Origin of the sequence: Curtobacterium sp. S6 (genome assembly GCF_000710345.2) — a bacterium.
Classification (GTDB): Bacteria; Actinomycetota; Actinomycetes; order Actinomycetales; family Micrococcaceae; genus Rothia.
The window spans coordinates 302,468-315,046 of sequence record NZ_JHEL01000015.1; the positions used below are offsets into that span (position 1 = coordinate 302,468).

The 12,579-nt window shown below is 64.4% G+C and carries 10 protein-coding genes; 7 read left to right on the top strand and 3 right to left on the bottom strand.

Translation table 11 applies throughout. The features are described from left to right. Positions 1-21: 21 nt before the first annotated feature. Positions 22-978 carry an alpha/beta fold hydrolase gene (locus CURSPS6_RS03600; RefSeq protein ID WP_235503665.1) on the bottom strand — a complete coding sequence of 319 codons (957 nt, stop codon included), beginning with the start codon at positions 976-978 and terminating at the stop codon, positions 22-24. Between the two features lie 253 nt (positions 979-1,231). On the opposite strand from CURSPS6_RS03600, the gene leuS reads away from it, so the two are divergent. The 5 genes from leuS to holA all read left to right on the top strand — a co-directional run bounded on the left by leuS (position 1,232) and on the right by holA (position 8,264). Next, positions 1,232-3,667 carry a leucine--tRNA ligase gene (gene leuS, locus CURSPS6_RS03605; RefSeq protein WP_235503724.1) on the top strand — a complete coding sequence of 812 codons (2,436 nt, stop codon included), beginning with the start codon at positions 1,232-1,234 and terminating at the stop codon, positions 3,665-3,667. A gap of 8 nt (positions 3,668-3,675) precedes the next feature. After that, entirely contained in the window at positions 3,676-4,623 is a 948-nt protein-coding gene (locus tag CURSPS6_RS03610) for a DegV family protein (protein ID WP_051687594.1), read from the top strand. A gap of 93 nt (positions 4,624-4,716) precedes the next feature. Beyond that, a complete protein-coding gene (locus tag CURSPS6_RS12285) occupies positions 4,717-5,619 on the top strand; it encodes a ComEA family DNA-binding protein (protein ID WP_235503666.1) in 903 nt (300 codons plus the stop codon). Further along, positions 5,613-7,184, top strand: coding sequence for a ComEC/Rec2 family competence protein (locus tag CURSPS6_RS03620; RefSeq protein ID WP_030014203.1), 1,572 nt, complete (start codon positions 5,613-5,615; stop codon positions 7,182-7,184). Before CURSPS6_RS12285 ends, CURSPS6_RS03620 begins: the two co-directional genes overlap by 7 nt. Before the next feature lie 63 nt (positions 7,185-7,247). Continuing rightward, the gene (gene holA / locus CURSPS6_RS03625; protein WP_051687595.1) at positions 7,248-8,264 is read left to right on the top strand and encodes a DNA polymerase III subunit delta; all 1,017 of its coding nucleotides are present in this window, start codon (positions 7,248-7,250) and stop codon (positions 8,262-8,264) included. A gap of 100 nt (positions 8,265-8,364) precedes the next feature. On the opposite strand, the gene rpsT is transcribed toward holA, so the two are convergent. Together rpsT and CURSPS6_RS03635 are read right to left on the bottom strand one after the other, a co-directional pair. Further along, positions 8,365-8,628: a 30S ribosomal protein S20 gene (rpsT, locus tag CURSPS6_RS03630; protein ID WP_030014206.1), complete on the bottom strand. Its 264-nt coding sequence runs from the start codon at positions 8,626-8,628 to the stop codon at positions 8,365-8,367. Positions 8,629-8,847: 219 nt separating this feature from the next. Beyond that, positions 8,848-9,375 carry a type II toxin-antitoxin system PemK/MazF family toxin gene (locus CURSPS6_RS03635; protein ID WP_051687596.1) on the bottom strand — a complete coding sequence of 176 codons (528 nt, stop codon included), beginning with the start codon at positions 9,373-9,375 and terminating at the stop codon, positions 8,848-8,850. 102 nt (positions 9,376-9,477) lie between these two features. On the opposite strand from CURSPS6_RS03635, the gene lepA reads away from it, so the two are divergent. Further along, positions 9,478-11,334 carry a translation elongation factor 4 gene (gene lepA / locus CURSPS6_RS03640; RefSeq protein ID WP_030014208.1) on the top strand — a complete coding sequence of 619 codons (1,857 nt, stop codon included), beginning with the start codon at positions 9,478-9,480 and terminating at the stop codon, positions 11,332-11,334. Further along, on the top strand, positions 11,331-12,557 hold the full coding sequence (gene hemW, locus CURSPS6_RS03645) for a radical SAM family heme chaperone HemW (RefSeq protein WP_030014210.1): 1,227 nt from the start codon (positions 11,331-11,333) through the stop codon (positions 12,555-12,557). Before lepA ends, hemW begins: the two co-directional genes overlap by 4 nt. The last annotated feature ends 22 nt before the right edge of the window (positions 12,558-12,579 follow it).

Below are 12,579 nucleotides of genomic sequence, written 5' to 3' on the forward strand. Positions count from 1 at the left end.
CATGAGAGTCTTTCGGTGCCATCATCGTGCCGTCGCCCGGGAAACGGCCGGCGCGGCGTCGTGGGCCTCCACGAATGATGACACCAGCTTCGCCGCCCGGCGGGGGGTCTCGTAGTGGATCAGGTGCCCGACCTGGGGGATCACCTCGAGGCGCGCGTCGGGAAACTTCTCGGCCAGCCGTTGCTGGGCCGGCACCGATCCCAGGTCGTCGCGTTCGGCCACGATGAGTGAGGTCGGCGACCGGACCTCGCCGGCCACCTCGCGCACGGTATCGCGGATGGACGACTCATAGGACTCGAGGACCACGGCGCGAGACGCGAAGGAACCGAAATACGCGTCATGTTGTCCGTTGATGAATCGACGCAATTCCGGACGGCGGTTCTTCATCATGATCTCCGAGGAGATGCGCGTGACCCACGAGGATCGCACCAGGGCGTTGCCGGGCCCCGAGGGCAGGGCGGCGCACGTGCGGTAGAACGCGGACGCGGCCAGCGTCGCGAGCCTTGCCGAGGAGTCCAACGCCGGTTCACAGATCGGATTGATCAGTGCCAACGAGACGACGTCGCGAGGATGTCGTGCGGCGGTACGCGCGGCGATCACGGATCCAAAGGAGTGGCCGACCAAGGCCACGGGGCCCGAACCCAGTCGGTGGATCAGCGCACCGATCACCTCGGCATAGCTATCGGCGGAATGCTCCCGTTCGAGAAGAGGCTCCGAACGTCCGAATCCGGGAAGATCCGGCACCACCACGTTCCAGCGTGATGCCAGAGCATCAGCGATGATGGCCAGCCCGTGATGGTCCCCTCGGAATCCGTGGACCATGACTATGGTCGGTCGCTCGTCGGTCTGCGCGGGGTGGTTTCGACCGTAGGTCCAATATCGGACCCGTGAGCCTTCGAAGGCCATGGTCGATTCCGCGGGAAACCCCAGTGACGTGGGGGCATCCTCGAATACGGAAGAATCTACGGTTCGAGGCACGATGCTCCTTACAGGTCGCCGGGGGCTACGCGTGATGTCTCGACGCGGCCACTTCACACCTTACAAGCCGTATCGGTGCTCCCACGGAATGAGGGTTAGACTGTGGAATATTCCCGGTGACATGCCCTCGACGGGTGCGCCCTGTTAAACACGTTCTATGCCCCACCAGCGCAAAGGAAACACTGTGCCTCAATCGGTTGGAGAGAATCCCTCACGAGATCTCGCGGACGAGAAGACCTACGACTTCTCCTCGATGGAAGCGACGTGGGCGGACTACTGGGATCGCGAGAAGGTTTTCGCCCCGCTCGACGACGGTTCACGGGAGCGCAAATACGTCCTGGACATGTTCCCGTATCCCTCGGGCGACCTGCACATGGGCCACGCCGAGGCGTTCGCCATGGGGGACGTCGTGACGCGGTATTGGAAGCAGAAGGGCTACGACGTCCTACACCCGATCGGCTGGGATTCCTTCGGCCTGCCGGCGGAGAACGCCGCCATCAAAAACAACACGCATCCGGCGGAGTGGACCTACAAGAATATTGAGACGCAGGCATCGTCCTTTAAGCGTTACGGCATCGCCGTCGACTGGTCCCGGCGACTCCACACCTCCGACCCCGAGTACTATCGCTGGACCCAGTGGCTGTTCCAGCAGTTTTACTCTCGGGGATTGGCTTACCGCAAGGATTCGCCGGTCAACTGGTGCCCCAAGGACCAGACCGTCCTGGCGAACGAACAGGTGGTCAACGGGGCCTGTGAACGATGCGGTACCCAGGTGACCAAGAAGTCGTTGAACCAGTGGTACTTCAAGATCACCGAATACGCCCAGGAGCTGCTCGACGACATGAAGCAGCTCGAAGGGCATTGGCCCGACCGGGTGCTGGCCATGCAACGCAACTGGATCGGGCGCTCGGAAGGCGCCGAGGTGCACTTTGAGGTGGAATCCGCGGGCCAGAAGCCCGGGACCCGGCTTTCCGTGTTCACGACCCGGCCGGACACCCTGTACGGGAATACCTTTTTCGTCGTCGCGGCGGACTCCGAGCTCGCCCTGGAGCTGGTGACCGACGAGCAGAAGGACGCGCTGGATCAATACCGCGAGGAGGTCAAGGCCTTCTCCGATATCGAGCGCCAGTCGAGCGAGCGTCCCAAGACGGGCGTGTTCACCGGCCGGCACGCGGTCAATCCGTTGACGGGCGAACGTCTGCCCATCTGGGCCGCCGACTACGTGTTGGCGGACTACGGAACCGGCGCGATCATGGCGGTTCCGGCGCACGATCAGCGCGACCTCGACTTTGCCCTGGCCTTCGACCTGCCGGTCCGCGTGGTCGTCAGCACGGACGAGGGCGATCCCCGGGAGACCGGCGAAGCGACCGCCGGGGACGGCGTCATGATCAACTCGGCAGACCTCAACGGCCTCGGCAAAACCGACGCGATCCGTCGGGCCATTGACATCTTGGAGCGCGACGGCGCGGGCGAGGGAAAGACGATCTTCCGGTTGCGTGACTGGCTGCTTTCCCGCCAGCGCTTCTGGGGCGCGCCCATCCCCATCATCCACTGTGATGCGTGTGGCGAGGTGCCGGTTCCGGAGGACCAGCTTCCGGTTCGGCTGCCCTCGGACCTCAAGGGCGAGGACCTCTCCCCGAAGGGGCAGTCTCCGTTGGCGGCGGCCGCCGATTGGGTCAACGTGGACTGCCCCTCGTGCGGAGGTCCCGCGCAGCGGGATACCGACACGATGGACACGTTCGTGGACTCGTCGTGGTACTTCCTGCGCTTCGCCTCGCCTCACCTGGACACCGCGGCCTTCGACCCGGAGGAACTCCGCAAATGGGAGCCGGTGGACCAGTATGTCGGCGGCGTCGAGCACGCGATCCTGCACCTGTTGTACTCACGCTTCTTCGTCAAGGTCATCCGGGACCTCGGCTACATCGACTACGACGAGCCGTTCCGTGCCCTGTTGAACCAGGGCCAGGTCCTCAACGGCGGTAAGGCGATGTCCAAATCCTTGGGCAACGGCGTCGACCTCGGCCAGCAAATCGACGAATACGGCGTTGACGCCGTGCGCACGACGATGGTCTTCGCGTCACCTCCCGAGGACGACGTGGACTGGGCCGATGTCTCTCCGGGTGGCGCCGGTAAATTCCTGGCCCGGGCATGGCGCTTGGGCCAGGACGTGGGACGAGACAAGCCCGCCGAGGGCACGGGTGACGTCGGGTTGCGCCAGATCACTCACCGGACCATTCACGAGGCCCAAAGCGCCTTGGAGTCTCATAAGTTCAACGTGGTCGTGGCCAAGACGATGGAATTGGTCAACGCGACCCGAAAGGCCATCGACTCCGGCCCCGGTGCACGGGACGCCGCGGTCCGCGAGGCGACCGAGGCGGTGGCGGTGCTGCTCTCGCTCTACGCCCCGTACACCGCGGAGGACCTCTGGCACGAGATCGGCCACGAGACTCCGGTCTTGACGGCCGGGTGGCCCGCCGTGGACCCCGCGCTGTTGATCGACGACACCGTGACGGCCGTCGTGCAGGTCAAGGGCAAGGTGCGGGCGCGGCTGGAGGTCGCCAAGGATATCTCCGCCGAATCTCTGGAGGCCATGGCCCTCGCCGATCCCGCCGTGCAGCGAAACATCGAAGGCGCGACGATCCGCAAGGTGATTGTCCGGGAACCCAAACTCGTCAACATCGTGGTCTGAGGGCCGCGATGACCACGGAATCAAGCCCCCGGCCAACGGTCGCCGTCGTGACGGATTCGGCCACGGGACTCAGCCGCGCCATGGCGGAGTCGCTGAGCGTCGGGGGCGGTTTCTTGAGGGTCCCGTTGCCGTTGATGGTTGGTGACCAAATTTTCACCGAGATCGACGACCCGGGCGTGAACGAAAAGCTCGTGGTGGCGAGCGCGGAAGGCCGCCGCATGACCACCTCCAGGCCCTCGCCGGGGGCCTTCGCCACGGCCTACGAGTCGTTGGCGAAGGAAGGGTACGAGCACATCGTGTCGGTTCATCTCTCCTCGGAGCTATCCGGGACCGTCGACGCCGCTCGCGCCAGCGCTCGGGGGGCGGCCGCCACCGTATCGGTGATCGATACCCGGACCGTGGCGATGGCCGAGGGCATGGCCGTGATCGCGGCGTTGGATGCGGCCCGCGCGGGCGGCGGTCCGGCGGAGGTCGAGGCCGCTGCGGGAAACGCGGCCCGACGAGCCCGGCTGCTCTTTTACGTCCCCACCCTGGAGGCCCTGGCCCGCAGCGGACGCATTCCGAAGAGCCTCGCGATCGTGGGGCAGATGTTTCAGATTCGGCCCATAGCAACGGTCGCTCAGGGTCGCTTGAAATACCTCGAGCGCCCCCGCCAGGAGGCGTCCGCGGTGAAGAGACTCGGTGAACTCGTGGCGGCCGATGCCCGTCAGGCCCTCGAAGAGGACCGCACGACGGTTGGGGAATCCGGCCGGGTCGTCGTGGCCATCCAGGATTTCTACGGCAGTTCTCTGGCCGATCACCTCTCCGACGTGGTGGCCAAGGAATTCGGCGGGGACGCGATCATCCAACGCTCGACCGTCCCGCCGGTTTTGGCCGTTCACGCCGGGTTGGGTCCGGTCAGCGTGGTCTGCGAGCCGGCGTCGTTGGTGCACGGTCTGACATCCACAGTGGCCTGATCGCCGGGCAATTTCCTGTACTCCCTCCCCAGTCGGCGGATTTTCGGTTCGTCGGGGAGCCGCATCGGTCTCGGTCGTCCATAGCCTCGGTCCATGGAACAGAGAACATCGAGCGACACGGTCCGCACGCCCCGACCCCGGGTTTCTCCGGGCCGACGCCGCGCGGGCTCGGCGGCGGGACGTGAGCGGCTCGATGCCATGATGGAGCGTTCACGCCGCGACCTGGGCGTATCGGATGACCCGCTCCTCGTCTCCCGCGGGGAGTTGCCGACGGCTCGGGATCACCATGGCGAGGAAACTTCCCCGGTATTGTCTCGTCTCCGGACGCCGGGTCCTGAGGGTTCTTCGGCGCGATGGCGTGGCCTCGTGCCCTCCCCACGAGCGGCGTTGGCCCTGGTGGCGCTCTTCGCCGTCGTGGTGCTCGGAGCCGTCGTGTTTCAATCCCAGGGGCGCGAAGCGGCGACGGTAGCCGTCCAGGCCTCCGGTAGCACCATCCCGTGGGAGTCCTTGGCCGCCTCATCGGGTGCTCCCGCCGGAGCATCGGCCGGAGAAGGCGAGGAAGTCGTCGTTCACGTGGTCGGCGCCGTGAAGACCCCCGGACTGGTCAGGCTGCCCCGTGGCTCCTTGGTCAACGACGCGATTCAAGCGGCAGGTGGCGCCAGCGAGACCGCCCGTTTGGAAGGCATCAACCTCGCCGAGGTCCTGGTCAGCGGGCGGCAGGTCAGGGTGCCGAGCACCGATGAGGCCTCGGGGCCGACGGAATCCGCCGGATCGAGCGGAACCCCGGGCGATCACGCGGACACGGGAAAGATCAATATTAATTCTGCCAGCGCCGAGGATCTTCAGCGGCTCCCCAAGGTCGGCCCTAAACTGGCTCAACGCATCATCGAATGGCGGACGCAACACGGCCCCTTCCACAGCGCCGACGAGTTGGACGCGGTGCCGGGTATCGGGCCGGGCCTGCTGGCCTCCCTCGAACCTCTCGTCACATGGTGAACGTCAGAGGGTCGGCGCGGGGACCCCAAGCGACGGACTTCCGTCTGGCGCCCTCCGCGCTGGCGGCGTGGGCCACGGCGATCTACGTGTCGCGAGACGGGCATGTGGATAGCGTTTGGACGGCCCCGGTCCTCTGGGGCTGCGCAGCGGGCCTGGGAATTTTCGCGTGGTATCTGATGTCGAGGAATGGGCCCGCGGTCTGGCGCACCGCGGCCGTCGTCGCGTGCCTGGGGGCCCTCGGGGTGGCCGGTGTTCTGGGGAGGGTGGGATTCTCGAACCCGTCGAGCACCGAGGGCATGAGCCGCCTGGCCACACAGGCCGCCGAGCAGGGAGTCACCGTGCGGGCTACTTTTGAGGTGGTCGGTGCTGCACGCAGCGTTTCGTCTCGCTTCGGAGGCGCAACGATGATCCCGGCGAGGCTTCACCGTCTCGAGGTGGGCCCCGAGAAGGCAACCGGGTCGATGCCGATCACCGTGCGGTGGTCCGGCCCTGACTCATCGTGGTTCTCTGACGACGACCACGAGCTCATGTCCGCCGTGGCAACAATTCGCCCGGAAGCGGACGGGCGGATCTCTCTCAAGCTCCGCAATCGGCCTCGCGGTGTGGGCCGCGAAGGCCCCGTCAGGTCCGCCTCGACGTGGCGGAGCGATCTGAGGCGTAGCATGTCGGAAAGGAGTCAACGCCTCCTCGACACGGACGTCGGTGCATTGGTCATGGGAATGAGCTACGGGGATGATTCACGGCTCAGCCCCGAGGCGCGGGATGCCATGAGAATCTCCGGCCTCACGCATCTCACGGCGGTCAGTGGATCCGACGTGGCTCTCGTTGCGGTGGTCGGGACGTGGGCCGCCAGATCGATCCGTTGCCCCCGAATTGTCGGCTTCCTCGTGGCGATAGCAGCCGTGTGGGGATTTGTCCGTCTGGTAGGTCCAGAACCTTCCGTGCTGAGGGCATCATGGATGGGCATCCTGGGGGCCATAGGGATGACGCTGGGCCGAACGCGGCCGACGATGTCGGCATTGTGGGCCAGCATGGTCGGCCTGCTCATCCTGGACCCAGGCCTCTCGACGGACCTCGGCTTTGTGCTCTCGGTTCTGGCGACGTTAGGGATCCTCTCGCAGGGAACCGCGCTGAGCGAATGGCTCGTGCGGTTCTGCCCCCGGACGCTCGCGGATACGCTTTCCATGAGTATCGTCGCGACCGTGTGGTGTGCTCCGGTCGTGACCGCGATATCGGGAACGGTGGGGGCATTTACCGTCGTGGCAAACGTCCTCGTCGCCCCCGTGGTTCCGATCGTGACGGTGGTGGGCCTCGGAGCCACCCTGGCGGCCTCGATCCCTTCCGCGGCGGACGTGCTCACCGTGGTGGCAGGTTACGGCGCCAAGCCGATACTGGTCGTGGGGGAGACGATCGCATCGTTGCCCGGTGCCTCCGTGCCGATCGGCGATGATACTCGGGCGATGGTCGGCACCATCCTGGTGAGTCTGGTGCTCGTCGTCGGGATCTTTCTTCTTTCCTCGTGGCAACGAACTAGACTGGTCAACGATCTTGAGGGAAAAGGATGATCCCCGCCCCGGTCGCGGTGTCTCATGATCGCCCACACTTCTCGCCGACACAGGGAGTTTGACGTGCCTCCACGTTCACCGTCACGGACCGCACCGACGGGACCGACCTGGCGCGATGTCGAGCCAGCGCCCGTCGTTCTGCTGCACGGCTCGGAGGAATTCTTCGCGACCCAAGCACGCCGACGCATCGTAGAACAAGTGCGGGAGGCCGACGGCGAGGTCGAGGTCCACGATCTGTCGGCCAAGGATTACACCCCCGGAACGTTGACCATGGCGACCAGCCCCTCGCTTTTCGGCGATGCACGCGTCGTCGTGATTCGGGAACTGGACAAGATGAGCGACGAGTTCTTGACCGAGAGCCTTCGCTACGTCGAGGCACCCGACCCGGAGTCCGTCGTGGTGCTCCAACACGGAGGAGGCAACCGGGGGAAACGACTCCTCGACGCCGTCAAGAAGGCGCGTCATCCGGTCGTGGAGTGCAAGCCGCTCAAGAACGATCGCGACAAGATGGATTTCGTGTACCAGCTCTTTCGTGCCGAGGAGCGTCGCATCGAACCCGACGCGGCGAGGATGTTGATCGCGGCGGCGGGATCGGATGTCGCAGAGCTCGCGTCCGCGAGTCATCAGCTCATTTCGGATGGGCCTGCGACCATCACCGATGCGGTCGTGGAAAAATACTACGGCGGCCGGGTCGAGGTCACCGCCTTTAAGGTCGCCGACGCGGCCGTCAGCGGACAAAGCGGCTTCGCGCTCAGGAGCTTGCGTCAGGCCCTGGATTCTGGCGTCGATCCGGTACCGCTGGTGGGCGCCATTTCGATGCGGGTCCGCCACATCGCGCAGGTTCACGGACGTCGTGAGAGCCCGGCATCCCTGGCCAAAGCGCTAGGAATGGCACCGTGGCAGGTCGAACAGGCGCAACGGGATTCCCGACGATTCACCTCGGAATCTCTGAGCTGGGTCATTCGCGGGCTGGCGACGGCAGACGCACAGGTCAAAGGCGAAGGGCAGGACCCCATCTTCGCGCTCGAAAGGGCGGTGTTGACGTTGTCCATGGCAGGTTCACGGGGGAGGAGCCGGTAAGGCCTCCGGCACGGCGGTCAGACGAACAAAGCCCTAGGGGATGCACGAAGGGCCCCTCCCGGATGGGAGGGGCCCTTCGGCTCACTTTTCCTGAAACAGGTTAGGAAAGAGCGTTGACTCGCTGGCTGAGGCCCGACTTCTTGTTCGCAGCGTTGTTCTTGTGCAGAACACCCTTGCTCACGGCCTTGTCGAACTTCTGGCCGGCGACGCTGAGGGCCTTGACGGCCTCATCCTTGTTGCCGGCGGCGACAGCGGAGTTCACCTTACGAACCGCGGTGCGCAGCTCCGACTTATAAGCGTTGTTGCGCAGACGCGACTTCTCGTTCGTGAGGATGCGCTTCTTCTGGGACTTGATGTTAGCCACGTAAAAAACCTTCTGTTTTGTCTAATAGGTCAGTGAGGGCAAACGAGCCGGATCTTGACTGAGCGGCGTGGGGATGCCTATGGCAACCCGGCTCGCAGTGCCCGATGACCATCGGACACACAGCTAACGAGTTTATCAGAGCCCATCACATGGAGCCAGGGTAAACACGCCATGAACCACGCCACGTCTCAACGGCATCGCCTGAGCCGTGGACCCGGATCACCGTACCGAGTTGGCCTCGGATACCACCCGATCGAAAATCTCCCGGCTGACGGTGGCGCCCTCACGCCGTACCTGCGCGGCGTCCACGCGGATCACCCGATCAATCTTGACCTCGGAGGCTCGGCCCTGCCTGTCCCACGGGCCGCTTCCGATATCGACGTAGCGCGCATCGGCATGGCTCCGGTTGTTGTGGTCTTTGCTCGTGAGCATGAGACCCAGCAGGTTCGCGCCGTCACGCCCCACCAAGAGGACCGGGCGGTCCTTGCCCTTTGAGTAGTCCTCTTCGAAGGGCACCCACGTCCAGACGATTTCGCCGGGATCCGGTCGACCGTCCGGCTTGGGCGCGTAGCTGGCCTCCAGCCGCCCGTGGAAATCCCCGGTATAGCCGGATGCCCCACGATTCTGTCCCCGAGATGGGCCCTGCCCAGCGGGTCCGCCCGAGCTGTTCCGCAACTGCCGAACCTGACGATAAATCGAGCGTCCCAGGCGGAAGATTCTGTTCACGGTGTTCCCATCGAGATTCATGGCCCCAGCTTAGGGGAGAACTTCGCTAACCGCGGGAAAACGTGGGAAACTAAGACCTTGACCGGCACTAGCGTGCGTCCGTACCAGGAAAGGAAGGCCCCCGTGGCACCACAGGCGAGTCAGGCCCCTCGGCCCGCCGCAACTGATCCGGCGATTCTCCGGAACTTTTGCATCATCGCCCATATTGACCACGGGAAGTCGACTCTCGCGGACCGCATGTTGCAGGCGACCGGCGTCGTCACTCCACGAGAGATGAAGGCGCAGTATCTCGATCGCATGGATATCGAACGCGAACGAGGAATCACGATCAAGTCCCAGGCGGTTCGCATGCCGTGGGAGGTCGATGGCACTTCCTACGCCCTGAATATGATCGACACGCCCGGGCACGTGGACTTCACCTACGAGGTCTCCCGCTCCCTGGCGGCGTGCGAAGGCGCCTTGTTGCTCGTCGATGCCGCTCAGGGCATTGAGGCACAGACCCTCGCCAACCTGTATTTGGCCATGGAGAACGACCTGGTCATCATCCCCGTTCTCAACAAGATTGATCTTCCGGCCGCGCAACCGGACAAGTATGCGCAGGAAATCGCCAATTTGATCGGTGGCGATCCCGAGGACGTCCTGCGCGTTTCTGGCAAGACCGGCGACGGCGTCGAGGAGTTGCTGGACCGCATTGTGCGCGATCTTCCGGCACCCGAGGGAAAGGCCGATGCGCCTGCACGAGCCATGATCTTCGACTCGGTTTACGACTCCTACCGCGGCGTCGTGACCTACATCCGGGTCGTGGACGGAAAACTGACCCCCCGACAGCGCATCGCGATGATGTCGACGGGGGCCGAACACGAATTGCTGGAGATCGGCGTGATCTCGCCCGAGCCTCAGGCCACGGAGGGTCTGGGGGTCGGCGAGGTGGGTTACCTGATTACCGGCGTGAAGGACGTCCGGCTCTCGAGGGTCGGTGACACCGTCACGGACGGTCGGCACCCTGCCGAAGAGTCGCTCGGTGGCTACGAAGACCCTAAGCCGATGGTTTTCTCGGGCCTGTTCCCGATCGACGGCTCCGATTACCCCGTTCTGCGCGACGCGCTGGACAAACTCAAGCTCAACGACGCCGCGCTCGTCTACGAACCGGAGACCTCCGCGGCCCTGGGATTCGGCTTCCGCTGTGGGTTCCTGGGAATGCTGCACTTGGAGATCATCCGCGAACGACTGGAACGGGAATTCAACCTGTCGCTGATTTCCACGGCGCCCAACGTCATCTACGACGTCGTCGAGGAAGACGGCACCTCGATGCGCGTGACGAGCCCGAGCGAATTCCCCGAGGGCAAATTGCAGACGATTGCCGAGCCCATGGTGGCCATCACCATCATTGCGCCCAGCGAATTCGTCGGCGCCATCATGGAATTGTGTCAATCGCGGCGCGGGCAGATCGGGGGCATGGACTACCTGTCCGAGGAGCGCGTCGAATTGCGGTATCGGTTGCCCCTCGCGGAGATCGTTTTCGATTTCTTCGATCAGCTCAAGTCCCGGACCCGGGGTTACGCATCCCTGGACTGGAAACTCGATGGTCAACAAGAGTCAGACCTCGTCAAGGTGGACATTCTTCTTCAGGGGGAGCGGGTGGACGCATTCTCCGCCATCACGCACCGGGATAAGGCCTATTCCTATGGCGTGAGCATGGCCGCGAAGCTCAAGGAGCTGATTCCCCGTCAGCAGTTCGAGGTGCCGATTCAGGCCGCCATCGGTTCGCGAATCATCGCTCGCGAAAATATTCGCGCGATCCGCAAAGACGTCCTGTCAAAGTGTTATGGCGGCGACATTTCGCGCAAGCGCAAATTGTTGGAAAAGCAGAAGGAGGGAAAGAAGCGCATGAAGACCATTGGACGCGTGGACGTTCCCCAGGAAGCCTTCGTGGCGGCCCTGAGCTCCGCCGACGAGGCCAAGGACAAGCCCAAGAAGTGAGTCCCGCCCAGCCAACGGGAGACCCAGCCCCTCGCGACGGTCTCCTGCCCGCCTCCGTCCACCGCGACGCCACCGGGCGAACCCTCAGCCTGTACGTTCACGTTCCGTACTGTTCCATCAGGTGCGGGTATTGCGATTTCAATACCTACGCGGCGGACGACTTCGGCGACGACGTCGGCCGCCTGACCTACGCGCGGGATGCTCTGCGGGAGATCGATCTCGCGGGCGAGGTGCTCGATGCCTCCGGGGTCGAACCACGACCGCTGCATTCGGTATTTTTCGGGGGCGGAACACCGACCCGAATCCCTACCAGGGACCTCGTGGACATCCTGCGTCGAGCGATCGAGACATTCGGTCTGGAAGAAGGGGCCGAGGTGACGACCGAGGCCAATCCGGACTCCGTCGACCTCGACGACCTCAAGACCCTGAAACAGGCCGGTTTTACCCGGGTCTCCTTCGGGATGCAGTCAGCTGTCCCGCGGGTTCTGAGCGTCCTGGACCGAACCCACGAACCGTCCAATGTGCCCAAGGTGGTTTCCTGGGCCAAGCAGGTTGGCCTCGAGGTCTCGGTGGATCTGATTTCCGGGGCTCCCGGAGAGACGCTGGAGGAGTGGCGGGCCTCGGTCGAGGCGGCGATCAGTTATCAGCCCGATCACATTTCCGCGTATTCGCTGATCGTCGAGCCGGGGACCAAACTCGCGGCGCAGATCGCTCGCGGCGTCTACACCGAGGTCGACGACGACCAGCAGGCCGACATGTATCTCCTGGCCGACGAGCTACTCACCGCGGCCGGATACCAGTGGTACGAGGTATCCAACTGGTCGAGATCTCCCGGAACCCGCTCGCGACACAACCTGGCCTATTGGCATAACCAAGACTGGTGGGGGATCGGCCCGGGCGCACATTCCCACGTCAACGGAACCCGGTGGTGGAATATCAAGCATCCGCTGCCTTATGCGCAGCGCGTGCGCGAGCATTCCTCCCCGGCCTTGGCTCGGGAAAACCTGGATGAGGACACGCGGTACATGGAGACGGTCATGCTGGCCGCTCGTATTCGAGATGGCTTGCCGCTGGAGCGTGTCCGAACCGCCGGGCGGGAACGGACGGCGTGGCTGGCGCAACAGGGCCTGATCGACGAACCAGCCCTTCAGCGGGGGACTATTCGGCTGACCCTTCAGGGCAGACTATTGGGGGACGCGGTCGTTCGGGAGCTCTTGGCCTGACGACCACACGTGCGCTCCCACA